Below are 21854 nucleotides of genomic sequence, written 5' to 3'. Positions count from 1 at the left end.
CGAATACTATAGTGGCGATAGCAACTATGCGTACATATAAAGATAATGTACGCGGCTTTACCCTTATCGAGCTGATGGTGGTTATAATGATTGTTGCCATACTTGCTACTATCGCGATTCCCAGCTATCGGCAATATGTGGTCAAAAATGCTGAACGTGACGTGCAGGCAAAAATGCTACAGCTAGAGATAGAACTAGAGCGCTGGCGAGCTAGATCATTAACGTATCAAGGGTTTCAACCACGAGTCATCGACAGCTCTACTAATGCGGTGACTTATAGTTATGCAGATAGTCCAACGAACAAAACTATCTATGTACCAGATGGTAGTGATGCCAGTAATTATCGCTATAAGATTACGCTCGTCGATGGGACAGCTCCTGCCAATTCATTAGTAAATGCAGGAATAAACACGACAGGACGTACGTGGAAGATGATCGCTGAACCCAAAGGTTCAGGAATTACCACTTATGCAAGTAGGATGATGATGACTAGTAGAGGTTTACGTTGTCAAAACCTCAGTACGAGTGATTTTGATATTACCTCTACTGACTGTGGTACTGGAAAGGAGAGCTGGTAATGTCGTTTTTCAGCAAAATAGTAAAAGCGCCCTTTATACAGCAGCGCGGCTTTACTTTAATAGAAATGATGATCGTCGTCGCTATCATCGGGATTTTAGCAGCTGTTGCTTATCCTAGTTATCAACGTTACGTCATTAAGACTAAGCGCACCGATATGATGAGCGAGATGCAAAATATTGCCTCCATTATAGAGAGCCGCAAGCTAGCACAAGGCAGTTATAGCAACGCGCTAAGAACAGGGCTTACTGGTAATTATCCTCAGCAAGGCACTGCGCTTTATAACGTTACTGTCGAAACAATAGTTGCACCAGTTTCGCCGCCACCAGATCCACTACCTCCGCTAGGTCCTTTGACATCCGAATGGATCATTACCGCAACGCCAATAACAGGAACTCAGATGGCCAATGATGGCAGGATGACGCTCAATTACGTGGGGATTAAGTGTCGAATGATTAAAACAGTTAATACTTGCGGTACAGATGGCGAATGGAACAAATAATAAAGTTTACAAATTTTGTAGAGAAGTGACAAATTTTGTCAGAGGCGTTTACTTTTCACTACTGAAATACAGCCAAATTGACAATTTTCAGTAGTTTGGTAGTAACATTAGTAATGCTATGTAAGGATAATAAGACAATAAATGTCTAAGTAAGGCCGAAATTAGGAGTTACAGCCCTGTTTTAGCTATAAAAACAATAATAGTGATGTTTTGGCACGCTACCTGCAACACTTATAGTAAGAAAGAAATTTATTATATCATTAAAGATAAAAAATGCGCCCATAGCTAGTTATCTTTATATACCTCTAAAGGAGTTCATATGAACACTGCACAAAAAGGTTTTACCTTAATCGAACTAATGATCGTTATCGCCATTATCGGTATTCTAGCGGCAATCGCGCTACCTGCGTATCAAGATTATACTGCTCGTGCAAAAATGACCGAAGTAGTATTAGCTGCTACAGCTTGTAAAAACACTGTTTCTGAAGCGGCGGACGCTGGTCTACCTGTAGCTGCTGCTGATAATGGATGGGGTTGTGGTGAAACAGCTGGTGCAGCTGGTGATGCTGTGCCAGTTAGTAGTAAGTATGTTAGTAAATTAACAACTACTGCTGCAGGTGCGATATCAGTATATGCACAAAATATTGGTTCTGCTGTTAACGGCAAAGCCGTTACTTTGACACCTTATAAAAGTTTAGGTGCTAACGGTGTCCCAGGTACTGCGATGGTTGCAGCTGATTTTGTATCTGGTACTAACCAACCAATTCGTACTTGGGGCTGTTCATTCGATGGTGATAATAAATATGTACCTGCATCATGCCGTGCAACTGCTGCTGCAGCTCCAGCTCCAGCTCCAGCTGAATAGTCTTAATCTTATGACTAAATTCGGTATTTGAACTTAATATTTTTAGATGAAAAGAAGAGCGTTAATTATGCTCTTCTTTTTTTTATTTTAAATTGTTCAAAGTGGTAGTTTTTTTAATGGATAAATATGGACAACTCATCTAATAAACAGAATAAGCTATGGCAAGTTATTGTATTAATTTTTGCTTTATTTGGATTAGTAATAGCCGTAGATCAGTCGCCCTATCCTAAGATAGCTTCTGATTGGTATCGCTGGAAGAAACTAGAGCATGATTTGCGTTGCCAAGGTGACGCTGCTTGGCTGCGTAGCACAGCTATAAAATTAATAGATCAGCCTAACGACCGTGACCCTATAACCAATTTATCTCTAGCTTATTTATCACCAGCAGGTAAGCTCACTACTTGTGTGTCAGGATGGATGAATAAAATAGATGAAGAGCCAAAAGTAGAAACCACTACCACTTATCAATTCGCTAGTGTGACTAAAGTATTTACAGCCGATCTGGTTTTAGATTTAATACGTAAGGACAAGCTTAGCCTTGAAGATAAAGTGGTCAATTTACTACCTGAATTACGTGGGTTAGTTTATCGAGATGATCGCGTCAAGGACATTAAAGTTAAAGATTTATTGTCTCACAGAGCAGGCTTTGATCGTCAGACTCTAGGAATAAACGATGATATGTTCGAGCCTGAGCCATGGTGTCCTAACAGGGTGCAGCAACTGGCATTAGTTAACTTGCAATTTGATCCTGGTACAAAGGTAGCATACTCTAATACGGGTTACTGTCTTCTATCGCGTATTGCAGAGGAGAAGTATCAACAGTCTTATCGAGATATTGTAAAACAACGTTATCAGTTATCTAATTTTGAAAACTTTGATTTTGCTAGCGATGACAGTAGTCTACCTATTACTAATAGCGCCATAAAGCTACTGGATAAGTCTTATAATTATGAATCATTAGCGTCTGTAGCAGGATTATATGGTGATGCGTCATCTTTAGTGACTATCGTCCATGATATGGAAAAGTCCCAGCGTCCTAATATTACCAATAGACCTTCTAATAACTTATGCGATTTCTCTATAGTGAAGGGTTGTCATGGCTATATGGGTTATGAATATAGTATAGATCCGCGTTTACGCTTTTATTGGCGCGACGGTAGTATGTCATCTGTTGCTGCGTTATTAGTGATAGACGACAAGGGAGGAGTAATGACAATGCTAACCAACGTCAAACAAAATCCGGGTAACATATCAAAATTAGTTAAATATATTTATCAATATCGACTTAATCAAAAATTGTAAGAGAATGTATGAATATTTCTTTGGTATTATTAAATAAAAATAATTTAATAACGTTGGTTGCTTAAGTATATGTAGTGAGTCATTTCATGCAGAAACAAGTTATTACTATATGTCTGATTATTGCCCTGCTTGAAGGTTTTGCTGGCCTCGGTATTGAGATATATGCCATTAGAATATCAGCTACTTATATCGGATCTTCAATTTCTATCACCGGTGTAATATTAGCGATGGTATTAATTGCAATTGCTATTGGTTATTGGTATGGCGGTCGTTTATCACAATCTATCCGTACGCCAAGAGAAGCATTATTAAAAGCAGGTCTCGTATTGTCACTATCTGCCGCTTCTCATGCAGTGGCTTGCATTATTCAATTGCCGCTATTAGAAGCTATGACCGCTAGGATTGATAGTCCGATACTCGCTGCAGTAGGGGTAGGGCTACTTTATGGGGTGGGTTTAGCGTTTGGTTCAACCAGTATTCCTCTAATTACGCAGTTTTTGACATTACAGTACGAAAATAAAAACCATGTTGATGCAGGTAAGAATGCCGGGATGATGGTATCTGTAACTACTATTGGTAGCGTACTTGGCTCAACCTTGACCCCCATTTTTTTATTGCCATATATTGGTCTCATGAGTAGTTTGGCATTGTTTATAGCGGCATTAGCAATAAGCGCATTGCTCTGTACTAGACTGGCAGTGCTCGCGCGAGGCGCTGAGTCTGATAAACGAAACCTACCTTATAAAAATTATATTATAGCCACTTTAGCGTTTATTATAACCATAGTGTTCATCTACTTTAATAAAGTAGATACGGGATATCAAACGGCGACAGGTGCTTGGTTTGTGAAGTATATTGACTATGAAGGACAGCCTGCCGTCACTATTACTGATAAGCCCGGACAGTCAATAAGTAGTTGCTGGGTATATGAAACCAAAAAAAACTGTACTCAATATGGAGAGATTACAGTACAGGGCATAGAAAAAACTTCACCCAATAGTATAGTAATAATAGGCGGTGCCGGTATGGGAACGCCGAGTGAGATCGCTTACGCCAACCCTCATATGGATATTACGGTTATAGAAATAGATAAAGAATTACCAAAAATTATTGAAACTTATTTTTTAAAAGCATCAATAGCGCAAAATATCAAGTTTATCGGAGAAGACGCTAGAGGTTATTTGACGCGTCGCAGTGACTTAAAGTATGATTTTATGTTAATTGATGCTTTTCAAGGTAGGTTTGTGGCCAGTAATTTATATACACTTGAAGCACTCACTAAGTTTAAGGCTACTAGCAAATTTATTATGGCAAATATAATAGGGAGACCGGTAACAGAACATGGGTATACCCAAACCCTTTTTAAAAATTGGTATGAAGTGTTTGGCGAGTCGGCATATGTTATTACCAGAAATAATAGCGCAGATTTGCAAAATATTATGCTGTGTAATTTTGCTTGCCCAAATAGTCAAAAGCTTTCGCAAGTGGAATTTTTTAATAAAAATCAGAAAGTTCATACTGATGATTTGCCCAGACTGGATAAGTATTACTATCATTCAATTGAAAGACTTTAACTACTCGATATCAAAAATAATAAATTAGGAGTGTGACAGGTGATATCAGCAGTTATCAAAGATAAAATGAAAGCGACTTTTATTCACTTAGGTATTAGCGTTATCCTAGCATTGATATGCTATATGATCATTACAAATGCATGGTATCCCGCACCTTTGTTCAAAGCTACGGATGTTAGTAAGATATTTATAATGATACTGGCAGTAGACTTAGTATTAGGGCCGTTATTAACGTTTATAGTATATAAAAAGAATAAAAAAACTTTAATAATGGATTTGTCAGTTATCGCCTTGTTTCAATTGAGCGCTTTAGGCTACGGTTTATATTCAGTGTATGAAGCGCGACCAGTTTGGATAGCCTATGTGGTCGATAGATTTGAGTTAGTTAGGGTTAATGAGCTAATTGATGACCCAGAACATCCTATGGTTTTGCCTACATTTGGTCCTGAGTATCGTTATGTCGATATTTCTACCAATAATCCAAATGAGCAACTTGATATAATAATGACAGAGACGAATTATGGTATTAAACCTGCACAGCGTCCAAAGCTTTATCGAGACTTCGAAGCTGCTAAACCACTTATTATAAAAAATAGTTTACAGTTAGCAGCGCTAAATCAGTACAACTCTTCAATAAAGATAGATGAAATACTTAAAAAATATCCCCAAGCTGATAGCTTTTTACCCCTTACTTCAAATAAAGATATGACTGTTCTTATTAATAAAAATAAGGGCGGTACTGTGGTTGCTATTGTTGACTTACGTCCTTGGTAATAATTATACCTTTGTTTATAGAAAGAACGCGTAGTTCAAAAAATGAATATCGCCATGTGAAGCGGAGTGGCATATGCGGAGTGGCATATCTTGTGCAATAAGAGAGTATTACTCATTATCTGATTTGCTACTATGCTGTTATTAAATTCAAACCGTTATCTTTCATCCGAGTCAGGATTTACCTTGATAGAACTAATGGTAACTATCACAATAATTGGTATCTTGGCAGCGATAGCTACAGTTAGCTATCAAGTAAATATTAGAAGAACTGATTTAGTGATAGTTTATCAAGAATTAAATCACTTCAGACTACCATATGAGATATTGATTGACGAAGGAGAGAGTGTAGTAGATTTTACGGTGAGCGGTTTGAATATGCCAACTGATAGCGATTATTGTCAGTTTAGTGTGACAGCTCCGAGTACAAACGGCATAGCCCAAAATGCTATAACTTGCCAAATTAAGAAATTAAGCTATTTATCTAATCAAAGTCTTATTCTTGATCGCGCTGCTGATGGTACTTGGCAATGCCGAGCTTCAACAGGTATTCTTAAAGCTTATTTACCGCCCGCATGCAAGTAATTTTATCAATCATAGTAATAGAGTATTAAGATAATAAAAAACTATCTAGCAGTATATATCTGTTAGGTGGTTTTTTTATCTTCAGAAATCTAAAGAGCTGTAATCGGTTAGCTACTTCTCTAAATACTGAATCTTACCTTCCACGCCATCCCATTTCTCAGCTTCTGGCAACTGACCTTTCATCTCAGTAATGTTTGGCCATTTTTGCGCCAGCTCTTCGTTTAGCTGAGTGAACATCTCTTGCCCTTTGGGCACTTCATCTTCTGAAAAGATGGCATTGGCGGGACATTCAGGCTCGCATAGCGCGCAGTCGATGCACTCGTCAGGATCGATGACGAGGAAGTTCGGGCCTTCATAAAAGCAGTCCACAGGACAGACTTCCACACAGTCGGTGTATTTGCAAAGAATGCAGTTATCTGTAACGACAAAGGTCATAGTGATGTCTACCTGTTATTGGATTGAGCAAAATAGAATATTTGAAAAATAAAGCATATTTTAGCGCCTTTACCGCTATTTGACAATTCCCTTTAATGACTAATGAATTTCTTAAGATGATAGAGCAGGTCATGCGCTTGCTTGGGTGTTAGGTTGTCAGGGTTAATAGCGTTAAGCTCATCTTGCAAGCTAAATAGCTGATTTTGCTGTGGATTATTATTCGTAGTTCTAGTTTGGTTATTACTGCTGCTATTTGCTTTTTCTGCCTCGTCATTATAAGCCTGCTGGCGTTTATCCTTTACTGACTTAGCTAAGTCATTTTTGTCATCAACTTTATCTATTGCAACTTTTTCGTTTTCTGTTTTTACGCTATTTATTTTCAAGTTGTCTACTAAATAGCGCTTGGCATCATTCAATACCTGAGTCGGAATACCAGCCATCTTAGCGACATGTAGTCCAAAGCTAGAGCTTGCTGCCCCTGCGCGTATTTGATGCAATAGCAATAATTGACCATCGATTTCACTGGCGGCGACATGGACATTACGAATATTGGCATGGCTACTTTCAGCGTAATTTGTACTCTGCGCCAATTTTGTCAGTTCAAAATAATGGGTGGCAAATAAGGTCAGGCAGCCAATCTCGACCAAGCGATTGACACAGGCATGAGCAATAGCGAGACCGTCAGTGGTCGCCGTACCGCGTCCGACTTCATCCATTAATACGAGTGATTTGCTTGTTGCTTGATTAAGGATATTAGCGGTTTCAATCATTTCTACCATAAAGGTGGATTTACCGCCTGCTAAATCATCAGTTGAGCCAATACGAGTAAAGATACGGTCGATATCACCGATATGGGCACGCGCTGCTGGGACGAAGCTACCACAATGCGCCAGTAAAACAATCAATGCTGTTTGGCGCATAAAGGTAGACTTACCACCCATATTAGGACCGGTAATCATTAACAGTCTTTCAGGGTTTGCATGACTGCCTAAAGCGCAATCATTGGCGACAAAATGGCTCGTAGGTTGAGAATTGTTGATTTTATTAACAGTATTTCCAGTATTGGCTGGATTTAGCGCCGCTTCAACAACCACATGACGACCTGCTTTAATATCGATACTGGTTTGACTGTTATTATTCAAGCCATTCTTCGAATGACTGTTATTATTCAAGCCATTCTTCGAATGACTGTTGTTTAAGACACTATCATCTTTTGAGTCATTGCTCATGGCTGGACGTTGCCAGTTATAAGTCATGGCAAGTTGCGCCCAATTACTAAGCACATCTATTTGCGCAATAGCCGCGCTTAGCTGTTGTAGTTCCGCTAAATGGCTGCTTAATAGTGTCAACAGTTGGTGATATAGCTGTTTTTCACGAGTTAACGCTAATGTCTGTGCGCTTAGATACTCGGTCTCGACTGTCTTTAGCTCATCGGTGATAAAGCGCTCGCTGCTCTTTAGCGTTTGCCGACGGATAAAGTGCGCCGGTGCATTTTTTGCCTGCATTTTAGGCAATTCAAAATAAAAACCGCTGACCTTATTAAAGCCCACTTTTAGGCTGGGCAATTGGCTTTCTTGACGCGCGCGCTCTACCATCTCATCCAAGGTCACTTGGATATTGTCATGCAAATGAGTCAAGCGATCAAACTCAGCATCAAAACCTGCGGCTAGCATGCCACCATCACGGATATGCGCTGGTGGCTCGGTGATAATAGCGCGCTCGATTAGCTCAGCAACGGACTGTACGGCAGGTAGCTGTACAGGCAATTGCTGCATCAGCATGGGCAACAGTCCTGCCTGCTCATGGCTAATACCTGCATTTATCAGTAGAGTATTAAGCTGGGTGCTACTAGCAATACCATCAGCAAGTTTACGCAGGTCACGTGGTTTAGCGCTCATCAGCCCGATACGGCTACTGATACGCTCTATATCACCGATGGCATTTAAGTTATCGCGTAAATCACTGACCAATGAGCTGTTTTCTAAATTTTGCTTAAGCTGTTTGTTTTCATCCGATTGACTGTCTGTCTGTAAAAGGCTGGCTATCGCCTCTAAGCGCAGATTGATACGTGCATGTTGCCGTAGTGGACGCTTCATTTGCTGCATAAGCAAACGACGTCCCATTGGTGTTTGACAGTGATTGAGCACCGATATCAGCGACGTACCGTTACTGCTGACGGGTGTAAATAGCTCAAGATTTTGCTGACTATTGGCATCAATGATTAGATAGTTATCGCTGTACTCGACGATAAGCTGATTAACTTGTGGCACATGGCGCTGTTGGGTTTGCCGTGCATAATGAATAAGGGCGGCACAGCTAGATTGGCTAAGCGTGGCATCGCTAATTCCTAGACCATCGAGGCGTTGTACCTCAAACTGCTGACAAAGCGTCTCGCTGGCATGCTCACGGTGAAAGTCATTGGCAGCGACTTCGATGATAGGGCAATCAAGATTTTGCCGTAGCCATGTCAACCAATCTTCGCCATTACCACTACTATTTACATCGCTGTGACTGAGTGCCTCGCTAATGATACATTCACTCGGGGCAAAGCGTGCGAGCACCGTCAGCATTTGAGTTTGCAAACCTTCGATATCATTATTATCTGCTGCTAGGCTTTGGGTGGTCAACGTCCCAGCGGCTAAATCCATTTGACTAATGGCGGCTTGCAAAGCTTGGTTGCTGTTACCTTTTGGCATTGCAATATCAATCGCGACCACGGTCGGTGTATGATTGGGCGCAATGAGCGCATCATCGGTAATCGTCCCAGCGGTCAGCGTTTTAACCACTTCACGGCGCATGATAGTACCAGCGGCAGATTTGCTTTTGTCTTTTTTTTGCTTATCGCCCATGTTAGACAGTCTAGACGCATTGGATTTATTACTCGTATTGACAGTGCTATTACCATTAAAAGTTTCGTCAATTTGCTCACATACGACCACGGTTTGCCCAGCCGCAATCAGCCGCGCCATATAGCTGTCAGCGGCATGAAAGGGCACGCCTGCCATCGCAATGGTGTTACCTGCTTTATCCGTACCACGGCGGGTCAAGGTGATGTCTAAGATTTGCGCGGCACGCTTGGCATCATCAAAAAATAATTCATAAAAGTCACCCATCCGGTACAGCAGCAGTGCTTGCGGATAATTGGCTTTCATGGTTAGATATTGCACCATCATCGGCGTATGGTCTGCCAAATGATAGATGGCATCGCCTATGACTAACGGTTCAGCTGAATGAGGATTTTGAGCGGACGGCTTAGCGGTCATGCAGAGTCTCTTTTGGTTCTTATGAGTTTACTGTGGGCGAAATAAGTGTTTTTATAATAATAAATAGCTAAGGATAGTGAGCAAATCATGCCGTTAAATGAGGTGATTAAAAAGCTAAATAATTTAAAGCCATAAGCGCTATTTTAACACGTCCTACAACGTTTTTACGTCGGCAAATATCTACTCATTGCCCTTGTATCCATCGCCGTCATAACCATATATAATGACGGCACACTTAATTGGGCGATACTTCATTAGGCAAGATTTTATTATAAAGTTATTAGGCAATCGTTTATTGGACTGCCTCAAATGAAACCGTAATCAGCCAAATAATGAATAAGCAGCGAGTAAAGCGCTGTCATGCGTACTAATTATCGAATATTTCCATAGGTCAAAAAATTATGTTATCAAAGATTATAGGCAGTGTGGTTGGCACCAAAAATGACCGCGAATTAAAACGCATGCGCAAAGTGGTCAGCAAGATCAACGCACATGAGGCGACGATACAAGCCCTGTCTGATGAGCAATTACAACAAAAAACCGAAGAGTTTAAAGCAAGACACCAAAATGGTGAAAGCTTAGATGCATTATTACCAGAAGCGTTTGCGGTTTGCCGCGAGGCATCGCTACGTGTCAATGGCATGCGCCATTACGATGTGCAGCTGATCGGTGGTCTCACCTTGCACGAAGGCAAAATTGCTGAGATGAAAACCGGTGAAGGTAAAACCTTGATGGGTACCTTGGCGATGTATCTCAACGCTATCAGTGGCAAAGGCGTCCATCTGGTCACGGTCAACGATTATTTGGCCGCCCGTGATGCGGAATTGAACCGTCCGTTGTTTGGCTTTTTGGGAATGACGGTTGGGGTGATTTATTCACAACAACCACCTCAAGAAAAAATCGACGCCTATCAAGCGGATATCACCTACGGTACCAATAACGAATATGGCTTTGATTATCTACGCGATAACATGGTGTTTAGTTTAGGCGAAAAAAAGCAGCGCTCATTAAACTTTTGTATTATTGATGAAATTGACTCTATTTTGATTGATGAAGCGCGTACGCCCTTGATTATCTCGGGTCAAGCCGAAGATTCATCGCGTATGTATGCGCTGATTAATACCATTATTCCGGTACTTATTCGCTCAAAAGATGAAGAAGCCAATAAGAATAACGAAGAAGAAGATTTTTGGATTGATGAAAAGAACCGTCAGATCGAGATTAGCGAAAAAGGCTATGAAAAAATTGAGCGTTTCCTAATCGAAGTGGGCGAGCTGGGCGAAAACGAAAGTTTATATAGCCCAAGCCGTTTGCCGCTATTGGCACACGTCCAAGCCGCCATTCGTGCCCATCATGTCTTTGTCAAAAACGTCCATTATATTGTCGATGATGGCGAAGTGGTCATCGTTGATGAAAACACTGGTCGTACTATGCCAGGTCGTCGTTGGTCAGAAGGGCTGCATCAAGCGGTCGAAGCCAAAGAAAACGTCGAGATCCAAGCGGAGAACCAAACGCTGGCAACCACCACTTTCCAGAACTATTTCCGTCTCTATGACAAATTGTCTGGTATGACCGGTACAGCTGATACCGAAGCGGCAGAGTTCAAATCAACGTATGACCTAGACGTCATCGTGATTCCAACGCATGAGCCCATTGCGCGTATCGATATGGATGACCAGATTTTCTTGACCAAGTTAGGAAAATATAAAGGCATCATTCGCGAGATTAAAGACATTCAAGCCAAAGGTGCGCCAGTATTGGTTGGTACGGCGACGATTGAAGCCAGCGAAGAATTGTCGTACTTACTGGATCAAGAAGGCGTCAAGCATAACGTGCTAAATGCCAAGCAGCATGAGCGTGAAGCCGAAATTATCGCGCAGGCTGGTAGCCCAAAATCGGTCACCATCGCCACCAACATGGCCGGTCGTGGTACTGATATTATCCTTGGTGGTAACTGGCAGTCGTTTATCGAAGACATTGATTCGGTCAGCCCAGAAGAGATGAAACGCTTGAAGGCAGAATGGCAAGTCAAACATGACCAAGTCGTTGCGGCTGGTGGTTTGCATATCATTGGTTCTGAGCGCCATGAATCACGCCGTATTGATAACCAGCTACGTGGTCGTGCCGGTCGTCAAGGTGACCCTGGTATGTCGCGCTTCTTCTTATCGCTCGAAGATGACTTGATGCGTATCTTCGCCGGTGACCGCGTTGTCAATATGATGCGCGCCATGGGACTCAAAGAAGACGAAGCCATTGAGCACAAAATGGTCTCCAAATCGATCGAAAACGCGCAAGGTAAAGTTGAGAGCCGCGATTTTGATGCCCGTAAAAATCTTCTAAAATATGATGATGTTGCCAATGAGCAGCGTAAAGTGATCTATGCTCAGCGCGATGATTTGCTCGCAGATATGGATCTATTAGAGGCCATCGAAATCATGCATCATGAAGTCTATAACGCCATGATTAGCCAATTTATCCCACCAGGTTCTATCGATGACCAATGGAATGTTGATGGATTGGAAGATGAGCTTGAGGATGAGTTTAAGATATCAATGCCGATTAATGATTGGCTAGATGAAGATCGCCGCCTAGATGAAGAAGGGCTACGCGCCAAAATCATTCAGACAGCACTGGATCATTATCATGGTCGCCGTGAGCAAATGGGTGAAAAAGATGCCGCTCAGCTTGAGCGTCATTTTATGCTGCAAAGCCTAGACAAGCACTGGAAAGAACATTTGACGCAAATGGATCAGCTGCGCAAAGGTATCCATCTGCGTGGTTATGCGCAAAAAAACCCTGAGCAAGAATATAAGCGGGAATCGTTTGAGTTGTTCCAAATGATGCTAGGGGCGATTAAGTCAGAGACGGTACAAGATTTATCACGTGTCCATATCCCGACCAAAGAAGAGCTGGCGGCATTAGAAACGCAGCAACGTGAGAATGCTGCTCATATGCGCATGCAATTCGAGCATGATGATATCGACAACTTAGATAGCAATGCGGACAATAATGCAGCAGAGCAGGGGCAACCACAAAATCGTAACCCTAATAGCGGCGCGGCAGGGATAGGCGCTGCGATTGGTGCTGGTAATAATGCGGATCGCAACTTTAAAATCGGTGATGAGCCAAATCCATACGCTGGTATGAATATCAGCCGTAACGCACCTTGCCCTTGTGGTTCGGGACTTAAATATAAGCAATGCCACGGCAAAATCTAAAGCGTTACCATTAGGGATAAGTAAGCCGTCCTAAAAGCGTTTTCAATGGTCGTAACAAGCCCTTATCTAACATAGATGGGGGCTTTTTTTAAAGCTTATGAAAAGTATAGTCACAATCTCCTAAAAACGCGACAATAGCAGCAGTGCATGATGGTTCGATATTACTTTTCATTGACTATACTTGCTAAGTGGATAAGACTATTCAGTTAATTATTCAAACAATAAGCAATGGCTTTGTAGCGATTGTTTACAAATTCAGCATAGGCGTGAATTTATGGACACGCTATAGTGTTTAACATATTTATTTGGGAGCGTATTATGAATGTAGAATTATTAAAACAGTTGCGTACCTCTGTTGTGATGACAGGTTTATTGGCCGGTGCTCTAACGGTTGGAGCCTGTCAACAAAAGCAAGAGCCTGAGCAGAGCCTAGAAGACAACATAAGCGAAGAGCAATCTGTTCCTATGTCTGCCGAACCTGCCGAGCCCAATAATATGATAGTCGCTCCACAAGATGCGTCAGCCAGTGAGGTAGAGGATGATACTGTTGCTTCGGTGAACGGTGGTGTGACGCAGATAAACTACCTGTGTGCTCCTGAGTTACAAGTTGCAGCAACTTATAAAGATACCGATAACCAAGTGGTCATTGCTACTGCTCAAGGAACAACAACCTTGATGAAAACCAATGACGCTAGCAATCCTGAAGTTTTTGAAGCAAAGACTGCTATGGACGGTGGAGAAGGTTTTGTGCAGTGGCGTGTGGCACACGAAGCGCGTGAAACGGGCGTGATGCGCACAGCAGGTGCAGATGCCGCTAATGTGAACACTTATGAATGTAAGAAAACATCATAATCAATAAGCAATCAATCAAGAAAAAAGCAACGTTGTCGTTGCTTTTTTTATATCTGATTTTTGAGTTATAGTCAAAATATCCTAAAAACGCGACGGTATTGCTGATATCAATTTTTTATTAACGGTCTATTTCTTTTGAATAGGGCTGCGCTCATGTTCCAAAAACCCTTCCTCTGTCACGTCTAGCTCTTCATGCTTAAGTGTGACTTCGATATTGTCAGTATGGGTGTGCGTACTCTTGTTGACATCGACTTCTTGAATGACATAGGTGTCTTTAGTGATGGTCGCCACTTGACGCGATAAGATAATTTCGATGGGCGCATCACCGATTTCAACTTGCTTGCCATTGATAGTCACGACCGCCTTGCTGTCGAGCGCTGGTTCAACATGGCGCAGTATGTCCTTATCATCGTAATTACCTGACAGTAAATCCTGACTTTCGGCATCATTATAGTCGGTGCGGACAGTGATATATTCTTCTACCAACTCAATTGGCACTTGTATCGTCTTGGTTCGAGAGTGCTTAGTGACCGTGACCTTACCCACATCCAAGCGTTCTTTGTTAACGACAGGACGTTCTTCCAGTAACTCTAAACGCCCGCCATTGGCTTTTTGATTCAAGGTAGCCAATGGCTCTCTATTATGTTCAGGAGCAGGAAGTTTGTTTTCAGCACTATGATCAGCAATAGGCGGATTGGTATCGGTTGTTAGGGTTTCATTATTATTATTGGCTGTCATCTTATTTTCCTTATTTTTAAATAAATTCCAAAGATATTTTATTAAAGATTTCTTTTTCATTAAAGGTTTCTTAATGATTATAAAACATCAGAGCTATCAATTACTGTTAACTTGATTATACAACTTGTCATCATTATAAAACTCGCCACAAAGTACGCTGAATTATAAAAATATGAGTTAGGGTGTGTCATCAATTAGCACATTGATACATTTAATGGTCTTAAAATGGCTAAATTTAGCCAAACATCGTCAGAAATCTTGTCGATATGTTCATATTTATGGCAATTCATTCCTTGTTTGGCTGCAATTTTCCTCATTTTAAGCCTCACGATCTAAATGATGACACGCACTGGCATAAAAAAAGACCAGAGAGAAACTCTGATCTTTATGAACTGAATGACATATTTAGCTGCTATTAACAGCCATTTAATGCTTATCTACTTAATGAATCTAGTTTTCAGCATCAAGTGATCATTTTTGTATATTGTGTGCCACAAGTTACATGCCACGGGCGCGGCGTACATCTTCAGCAGTGATACCGTCGCGGTCGACAATATTGCCTTCACGATCAACCACATTACCATCACGATCAATATCTAGCTCTTCACGCTGAATGGTCTCTACGATAGTCTCAGTATGACGCTCAGTTGTTTTACCAACGTTCACTTCTTCAGAAACGTAGGTTTCTTTACCAACGCGGGCACGTTCTGCTGAGAGCTCTACTTCGATGCTTTCATTGCCATTCACATCACCGATATGACGATCAGTAGGGCGGTCAACATTGGTACGCTCGATGTTGGCATGTTCTTCTTCTAGTTCAACATCTACATTACGTTCTTCGGTCACGACATGCTTACCGACTTTTACTAAACCGGCGACGATACGATCTTTATTAACGGTCAGACGCTCTTCTAGCAGCTCAAGCGTGTTTGGGGCTTCGTAGTTGTGCTCAGCAATTTCCATACGCTCTTCTGTTGGTACGCTGTCAGCAACGAACGATTGACGATCTTTTTCGTACTGCTCTTTATAGCTATACTGATAGTCGTGGTCATAAACGTCCATTGCTTCTACTTGCGCTTGCGTTAGACTATCAAAGAACACGTCATCACCAACGATACGAGCTAAACCTGCTGGTACCAATACTTCTTTTGAGCTAAACCAACCGCCTGCATCGACGATTAAGTAGCGAATACGACCAGTCGTATCTTCTACTAGCGCGCCGTCAATTTTACCGATTTTTTCTTCATTGACGCCATAGGCTGTTTTGCCCGTTGGATCATAATAATCGTCACCGATAAGATCACGGTGGGTAGCTTGGATATCTTTTAAACGAATTAGTTGGCTCATTATTATCTTCCTTCTATATGAGTAAATGATTAATGGTTCTGTTATAAAGCTAAATTGTTATAAAACAGTGATTCGTTATTTTTATGAAAATTTCATTGCTCTATCTAAATCAAGTGCTGTAACAAGCTGTGTTAAGCAATCTCTACATCAACTTGTAATTATCCTAACATCACGATTTCGGATGAGATATATAAGCAAGGTAGCAAAGTGTGAGCTTGAAGTAATTGCGTGTAAGAGGCTGTAAAGGGAACGACAGATATATATATTTGAGTTAAGGATTTCTTACCGAAAAGAACACAATCCGTTTTCAAGAAATGTTACGTATAAAAAAACCGCAGAGCGCTAAGCAATGCGGTTTTATAAAGCGAAGTATTAGAATTTTAATTACAGTCTGCTTTTAAGTAACCTGACTGTCTTCTAAATAATCTAATTCTTTTTTAAGTAATGAAGCTTAGTTTTACCAATCGATAATTAAGGCAGTTCGATAGCCACGGCTACTGCTTCACCGCCACCGATACATAGGGTGGCAACGCCTTTCTTACCGCCAGTACGCTGTAAAGAGTTGATCAGGGTAATTAGGATACGTGCGCCAGAGCAGCCAACTGGATGGCCAAGGGCACAAGCACCGCCTTCAATGTTTACTTTGGCATGCTCAATGTTTAGCTCATCCATTGCAGCCATGGTCACCATCGCAAAGGCTTCATTGATTTCCCATAGATCAACATCGGCAACTGACCAGCCTGCACTGGCTAATACTTTTTCGATTGCGCCAATGGGTGCAATGGTAAATTCGCTTGGATGACGCGAGTTCGAAGCCGTTGCCACGATACGTGCTTGATAATCAAGGCCTTCAGATTTTGCTTGCGACTCTTTCATAACTACGACAGCAGCAGCGCCATCTGAGATTGAGCTAGCATTGGCGGCGGTAATCGTACCATCTTTAGCAAAGGCTGGGCGCAACGTAGGAATGCGCTCTGCATTGGCAAGACCGGGCTGTTCATCGGTGTCGACGGTTTGCTCGCCTTTACGCGTCTCAAAAGTAACGGGTTCAATCTCATTTTTGAAATGATCGTCTTTAATAGCAGTGAGGGCGCGATTCAGTGACTCAATGGCAAAGTTATCCATTTGCTCACGGGTATAGCCTTTTTCAATGGCCATTTCTTGGGCGAATTGACCCATTAGTTTACCTGTTTCAGCATCTTCTAAGCCGTCTAGGAACATATGATCCTTGACTTCTTTATGGCCCATACGATAGCCACCACGTGCGCCTGGCATAATATAAGGAGCATTGGTCATGGATTCCATGCCGCCCGCAACTGCGACATCGAAGCTGCCCGCTTTGATACCGTCATGTGCTTGCATCACAGCTTTTAGACCTGAACCACAAAGTTTATTGATAGTGACAGCACCGGTGGCATCAGATAGACCAGCTTTACGCATGGCTTGACGCGCAGGGCCTTGACCCAAACCCGCTGTTAAGATACAGCCCATAATTACTTCGTCAATCTTGTCCGCGCTAACACCAGAGCGAGCAACAGCGGCTTTAATGGCTGTTGCGCCTAGGTCGGTTGCACTGACGTCTTTTAAAGCGCCTTGGAAGCCGCCCATTGGGGTACGTGCGCCGTTTAAAATTACAATTGCATCATTTGACATTATTGTTGTTCCTTTTTATTCGTTTTAATAAAAGTCTGTGTGTTTAAACAAAAAAACGTGACTAAAATCATTTCTGTTAACGATAATATAAGTACGGCTGGATTTTATTCAAGGTTAAAACAATGGCTCATGAATGTGACTACAATATTATCTATAGCAAAGTCTTAAAAGACTAAAATCAGCCATTATTAAAAACCAGTGATAAGCTTCTAACTTAAGCAAGCTCATCCAAACGAATGCGAACCACTTTATCGGTAATGGTATTTAGCTTTTCAATTTTTTCAATGGCCAGATTCATCTGACTCTCGACCACTGGTAGCGTCAAGATAATGACGGGTACTTGACCCAGCTTATGGGCAGGCTTTTGTAAGATAGCATCGATGTTGATACCGGCATCGCTAAGTATACGAGTGATATCAGCCAATACGCCAGGATTGTCAAAAGCATGAACGCGTAAATAATAGCCCGTGATCATCTGCTCAGCACGCAAGATAGGCGTATCTGATAGTTGTTCAGGAATAAAAGCTAAGTGCGGCACATGGTGGCCGTGGTTGTTTTGATTACTGTTGCTTTGATCGTCGTTGTCCTTGCTGCCCAACACCCGAACCAAGTCCATCACATCTGCCATTACTGCAGACGCCGTAGCACCAGCGCCAGCGCCATCACCACAATATAGCGTCTGCCCAAGCGGGTGCGAATTGACCAACACCGCATTTTTTACGCCATTCACATTTGCTAGTAGCGCATCTTGAGGAATCAGTGTGGGGTGAACGCGTAGCTCAATACCTGCATCGTCGCCATTGCTGCCTCCGCTATCACGGCGCACCGCAAAGCCTAAGTGTTTGATACGATAACCAAGCTCTTCGGCATAGTTGACGTCTTGTAAGGTGATACCAGTAATGCCTTCACAGTAGACTTTATCAAACTGTAGCGGAATACCAAAAGCAATCGAGGCGAGGAGGGCCAGTTTGTGCGCTGCATCAATGCCTTCGACATCAAAAGTAGGATCTGCTTCGGCATAACCCAGCTCTTGCGCCTCACTCAGCACGTCTGCAAACGGACGACCTTTATCGCGCATTTCGGTCATGATAAAGTTGCCAGTACCATTAATGATACCCGCCAACCAATTGATTTTATTAGCAGCCAATGCTTCACGCATCACTTTGATGATTGGAATACCACCTGCGACCGCCGCTTCATAAGCGACGTGGACATTATTGGCTTCAGCGAAAGCAAAAATCTCATTGCCGTGCTCAGCCAATAAGGCTTTATTTGCTGTCACCACATGTTTGCCGTTTTTGATGGCGTGCATGATGACGTCTTTTGCGAGGGTAGTACCCCCGATCACTTCGATGACGATATCGACATTGTCACTGGCAGCAATGGCCATCAAATCACTGTTTTGCATAATATCAGGATCGATATCATCACGCTGACGGCGCGTACCGACTTCGGTAATAATAATATCGCGTCCGCTACGGCGTTTTAGCTCATCTAAATTATCATTGATTAAGTTGATCACGCCCGTTCCGACGGTGCCCAGACCAAGTATAGCTAGTTTGATGGAGTTGCTCACAGTATCCTCAAAAGGTTAAATATAGTGCAGCAATGACCAGCTGTTACGGTATCAGATGCGCTTACGGTACTAAACGTACGGTCTGCGCTCATCTTCCTAATGTCAGTCTTGCCATTGCTTCACTATAGTGGGATAAAAAATGCTTAGATAAAAAAGTATGTGGCTGATGTTGCCTTGCGCTTTATCGTATCATACCGACAAGCGCTTGTGACGTCTACTCAATGTCGCTGTGGTCAACAATATCAAAAATATATAACAGCTACTGAATCAATCGCTCGCGTTTAATTCAGTAGCTTACGTTCAATAGCCTGCGTTCGCTTAGATAGCACCAACTGCTTGAGCCAACTCGGCGGCTGGGAGATAACCACCTACTTGTTCGCCTGCTTCAGTAAATATCGCTGGCGTACCACGCACACCAAGTCTTGCGCCCAATGCCATATGCTCTTGCACCGGATTGATACAGCTAGGCCCTTGGATATCTGCGCCTATTTTGGCCTGATTCATGGCAGCATTGCGATCCTCACTGCACCAAATCGCCTCCATTTTAGGCACTGATTCTTTACTACGTGGCCATGCGAGATAACGTACCTCGATACCGCGTGCATTGATGTCATCCATCTCTGAATGCAGCTTACGACAATAGCCACAGTCAGCATCGGTAAAGGCGTAGACCACAGCCTTGGTTTCACCTTTTGCAGGATAAATAATCATCTCGCTTTTATCGACGGCTGTTAGCGCTTCTTGCGCAGTACCAGCGACTAAGGCGGCGCTAATATCGACGGGGGCAGCGTCACCAACCGCAATGATTTGCCCTTGAATAATATGCTTGCCGGATTTGTCGGTAAAAAAAGCAGGCAGCCCTTCAGCGGTGACCCAATAGATATCATCCATATCAGTCGGCACGGCGGAGATGATTTTTTCTTCAATGCCAGAGGCGTTTAAGTTGGCTTGTAGTGCTTTGACCACAGCAGCGTCGCTTTCAGTCGTGATTGGGGCAGTGCTGGTTTTGGCTTGAGCGCTATTAACCACGCTAGCATTAGTACTGGTGGCATCGGCGGCATTGTTTGAGCAGCCAGCCGCGACGATGACCAATAAGGCACTCATCATGACCCGAGATAAATGGTTGCGTGAAAAATTAGCAGCAGTCGGCACGGCTTTCGAAAAAGGAGAGAAGGACATAGGGTGTTTCCTTTAGGCAGTCACGCCTAATCAAGGGTTCATAATAAAAGGGCTTTGTATGGTCTCTGACCCATCATGACGAGTAGGTCGTGTGGTAAGAAGGGCGACATTGGCTGGTTTTATCGCATTTATCAATCATAAAGGATAAGTAATCATATACGCTATATTAACATAATTTTTTTAATAACCTCTAAAGGCTATTTTTATGCCCATCATAAATATAATGCATCGATGGCGGTTAAATTTGGAAAAATAAAATACATTTGTACTATTTCATATCGTCGCACCTATAGGTAGTCTACTGCTTATAATCACTTTTTATGATGACATCACTATTATGTTGCAACATTTATTTTGAAGTACTGTCATTTTGAAACATTTACTAATCTAAGCAAATTTATACTAAGGAGTGCGTATGGCAGGTGCCAGTTTATTAACCCTACTTGATGATATCAGTGTAATACTCGATGACGTTTCGGTCATGACCAAGGTGGCCGCCAAAAAAACCGCAGGGGTGCTAGGTGATGACTTAGCCCTGAATGCGGAGCAGGTAACAGGGGTCAAAGCCAATCGCGAGTTACCAGTGGTTTGGGCCGTCGCTAAAGGTTCATTCATCAATAAGCTCATTTTAGTACCGGCCGCGTTATTAATCAGTACCATTTATCCACCCTTGGTGACGTTTTTGCTGATGTGTGGCGGGCTATTCTTAGCCTATGAAGGCGCTGAAAAGGTCATTCATAAGTTTTGGCCTCACGTCTTACCACACGACGAGGAGCAAAATGCCCGTCGGCAAGCCAATGCGGATGAAACCATCGATCTTGTTGCTTTTGAAAAAGAAAAAATCAAAGGCGCTATTCGGACAGATTTTATTTTGTCTGCTGAGATTATCGTCATTGCCTTAGGCTCAGCTGCAGGGGCAAGCTTGCTAGAAAAAAGCTTGGTACTCTCCATTATTGCGATAGCGATCACGGTTGGGGTATATGGCTTGGTTGCTGGTATCGTCAGAATGGATGATGCGGGTCTTTATCTGATGAAAAAATCAGGCAGTGTCACGCAAAAAATCGGTGAATTTTTGGTATCGGCGGCACCCAAGCTGATGAAGTTTTTAACTATCGCTGGGACATTGGCAATGTTCTTAGTCGGTGGTGGTATTCTGGTACACGGTATCGACTTTTTGCATCATGAAGTCGAAGACTTGGCGCATCTGACTGGCATATTTGAAAGTGCGACGACGATGCTGCTAAATGGTTTGGTCGGCTTGGTAGTAGGTGTGATCATGGTTGGCATTATGACGATGATTGGCAAAATACGCGGTAAGGATGAAGACGCTTCTTCTGCGCATTAAAGCGCTATAGTCAGAGCACTTTGAAATCGCTACAGTGTTACACGCCTTAGATGTACTCAGTGTACTATCTGCG

Annotated in this window: 17 protein-coding genes; 10 read left to right on the top strand and 7 right to left on the bottom strand. The window is 42.4% G+C overall.

The features are described 5' to 3' along the window. The first annotated feature begins 26 nt into the window (after positions 1–26). From HQR03_RS04040 to HQR03_RS04010, 7 genes are all read left to right on the top strand, one after another. The gene (locus HQR03_RS04040) at positions 27–578 is read left to right on the top strand and encodes a type IV pilin protein (RefSeq protein WP_173239234.1); all 552 of its coding nucleotides are present in this window, start codon (positions 27–29) and stop codon (positions 576–578) included. Continuing rightward, positions 578–1078 carry a type IV pilin protein gene (locus HQR03_RS04035; RefSeq protein WP_173239233.1) on the top strand — a complete coding sequence of 167 codons (501 nt, stop codon included), beginning with the start codon at positions 578–580 and terminating at the stop codon, positions 1076–1078. The genes HQR03_RS04040 and HQR03_RS04035 overlap by 1 nt, the downstream gene beginning before the upstream one ends. 319 nt (positions 1079–1397) lie before the next feature. Next, positions 1398–1943: a pilin gene (locus tag HQR03_RS04030; protein ID WP_173239232.1), complete on the top strand. Its 546-nt coding sequence runs from the start codon at positions 1398–1400 to the stop codon at positions 1941–1943. Positions 1944–2069: 126 nt separating this feature from the next. Further along, on the top strand, positions 2070–3245 hold the full coding sequence (locus HQR03_RS04025) for a serine hydrolase domain-containing protein (RefSeq protein WP_173239231.1): 1176 nt from the start codon (positions 2070–2072) through the stop codon (positions 3243–3245). 86 nt (positions 3246–3331) lie between these two features. Beyond that, on the top strand, positions 3332–4819 hold the full coding sequence (locus tag HQR03_RS04020) for a fused MFS/spermidine synthase (protein WP_173239230.1): 1488 nt from the start codon (positions 3332–3334) through the stop codon (positions 4817–4819). A gap of 39 nt (positions 4820–4858) precedes the next feature. Beyond that, on the top strand, positions 4859–5593 hold the full coding sequence (tfpZ, locus tag HQR03_RS04015) for a TfpX/TfpZ family type IV pilin accessory protein (protein ID WP_336217783.1): 735 nt from the start codon (positions 4859–4861) through the stop codon (positions 5591–5593). A 132-nt stretch (positions 5594–5725) separates the two neighbouring features. Next, complete coding sequence (locus HQR03_RS04010; RefSeq protein WP_227688873.1) at positions 5726–6175, top strand: pilin; 450 nt, start codon at positions 5726–5728, stop codon at positions 6173–6175. Positions 6176–6286: 111 nt separating this feature from the next. On the opposite strand, the gene fdxA is transcribed toward HQR03_RS04010, so the two are convergent. Together fdxA and mutS are read right to left on the bottom strand one after the other, a co-directional pair. After that, complete coding sequence (gene fdxA, locus HQR03_RS04005) at positions 6287–6610, bottom strand: ferredoxin FdxA (RefSeq protein WP_055123496.1); 324 nt, start codon at positions 6608–6610, stop codon at positions 6287–6289. Between the two features lie 92 nt (positions 6611–6702). After that, the gene (gene mutS, locus HQR03_RS04000; protein ID WP_173239228.1) at positions 6703–9873 is read right to left on the bottom strand and encodes a DNA mismatch repair protein MutS; all 3171 of its coding nucleotides are present in this window, start codon (positions 9871–9873) and stop codon (positions 6703–6705) included. A 401-nt stretch (positions 9874–10274) separates the two neighbouring features. On the opposite strand from mutS, the gene secA reads away from it, so the two are divergent. After that, complete coding sequence (secA, locus tag HQR03_RS03995; RefSeq protein WP_173239227.1) at positions 10275–13091, top strand: preprotein translocase subunit SecA; 2817 nt, start codon at positions 10275–10277, stop codon at positions 13089–13091. 318 nt (positions 13092–13409) lie between these two features. Beyond that, entirely contained in the window at positions 13410–13943 is a 534-nt protein-coding gene (locus HQR03_RS03990; RefSeq protein ID WP_173239226.1) for a hypothetical protein, read from the top strand. 126 nt (positions 13944–14069) lie between these two features. On the opposite strand, the gene HQR03_RS03985 is transcribed toward HQR03_RS03990, so the two are convergent. From HQR03_RS03985 to HQR03_RS03965, 5 genes are all read right to left on the bottom strand, one after another. Continuing rightward, the gene (locus HQR03_RS03985; protein ID WP_173239225.1) at positions 14070–14681 is read right to left on the bottom strand and encodes a YsnF/AvaK domain-containing protein; all 612 of its coding nucleotides are present in this window, start codon (positions 14679–14681) and stop codon (positions 14070–14072) included. Positions 14682–15179: 498 nt separating this feature from the next. Continuing rightward, a complete protein-coding gene (locus HQR03_RS03980; protein ID WP_101210792.1) occupies positions 15180–16028 on the bottom strand; it encodes a DUF2382 domain-containing protein in 849 nt (282 codons plus the stop codon). Between the two features lie 471 nt (positions 16029–16499). After that, positions 16500–17681, bottom strand: a complete 1182-nt coding sequence (locus HQR03_RS03975; protein ID WP_173239224.1) for a thiolase family protein — start codon at positions 17679–17681, stop codon at positions 16500–16502. A gap of 214 nt (positions 17682–17895) precedes the next feature. Next, positions 17896–19257: a homoserine dehydrogenase gene (locus HQR03_RS03970; RefSeq protein ID WP_025651716.1), complete on the bottom strand. Its 1362-nt coding sequence runs from the start codon at positions 19255–19257 to the stop codon at positions 17896–17898. Between the two features lie 318 nt (positions 19258–19575). Then, entirely contained in the window at positions 19576–20436 is an 861-nt protein-coding gene (locus HQR03_RS03965; protein ID WP_173239223.1) for a DsbC family protein, read from the bottom strand. A gap of 415 nt (positions 20437–20851) precedes the next feature. Here HQR03_RS03965 and HQR03_RS03960 point away from each other — a divergent pair, with 415 nt between their 5' ends. Beyond that, entirely contained in the window at positions 20852–21781 is a 930-nt protein-coding gene (locus tag HQR03_RS03960) for a DUF808 domain-containing protein (protein WP_173239222.1), read from the top strand. The last annotated feature ends 73 nt before the right edge of the window (positions 21782–21854 follow it).

Source organism: Psychrobacter okhotskensis, assembly GCF_013248965.1.
GTDB lineage: Bacteria > Pseudomonadota > Gammaproteobacteria > Pseudomonadales > Moraxellaceae > Psychrobacter > Psychrobacter okhotskensis.
The sequence above is the reverse complement of the archived record's forward strand: the minus strand, read 5'-3'. Positions and strand labels throughout refer to the sequence as shown.

Coding starts and splice junctions, on each gene's coding strand:
- HQR03_RS04040 (WP_173239234.1), top strand. CDS start 27: ATGCGTACATATAAAGATAATGTACGCGGCTTTACCCTTATCGAGCTG.
- HQR03_RS04035 (WP_173239233.1), top strand. CDS start 578: ATGTCGTTTTTCAGCAAAATAGTAAAAGCGCCCTTTATACAGCAGCGC.
- HQR03_RS04030 (WP_173239232.1), top strand. CDS start 1,398: ATGAACACTGCACAAAAAGGTTTTACCTTAATCGAACTAATGATCGTT.
- HQR03_RS04025 (WP_173239231.1), top strand. CDS start 2,070: ATGGACAACTCATCTAATAAACAGAATAAGCTATGGCAAGTTATTGTA.
- HQR03_RS04020 (WP_173239230.1), top strand. CDS start 3,332: ATGCAGAAACAAGTTATTACTATATGTCTGATTATTGCCCTGCTTGAA.
- HQR03_RS04010 (WP_227688873.1), top strand. CDS start 5,726: ATGCTGTTATTAAATTCAAACCGTTATCTTTCATCCGAGTCAGGATTT.
- fdxA (WP_055123496.1), bottom strand. CDS start 6,610: ATGACCTTTGTCGTTACAGATAACTGCATTCTTTGCAAATACACCGAC.
- mutS (WP_173239228.1), bottom strand. CDS start 9,873: ATGACCGCTAAGCCGTCCGCTCAAAATCCTCATTCAGCTGAACCGTTA.
- secA (WP_173239227.1), top strand. CDS start 10,275: ATGTTATCAAAGATTATAGGCAGTGTGGTTGGCACCAAAAATGACCGC.
- HQR03_RS03990 (WP_173239226.1), top strand. CDS start 13,410: ATGAATGTAGAATTATTAAAACAGTTGCGTACCTCTGTTGTGATGACA.
- HQR03_RS03985 (WP_173239225.1), bottom strand. CDS start 14,681: ATGACAGCCAATAATAATAATGAAACCCTAACAACCGATACCAATCCG.
- HQR03_RS03980 (WP_101210792.1), bottom strand. CDS start 16,028: ATGAGCCAACTAATTCGTTTAAAAGATATCCAAGCTACCCACCGTGAT.
- HQR03_RS03975 (WP_173239224.1), bottom strand. CDS start 17,681: ATGTCAAATGATGCAATTGTAATTTTAAACGGCGCACGTACCCCAATG.
- HQR03_RS03965 (WP_173239223.1), bottom strand. CDS start 20,436: ATGTCCTTCTCTCCTTTTTCGAAAGCCGTGCCGACTGCTGCTAATTTT.
- HQR03_RS03960 (WP_173239222.1), top strand. CDS start 20,852: ATGGCAGGTGCCAGTTTATTAACCCTACTTGATGATATCAGTGTAATA.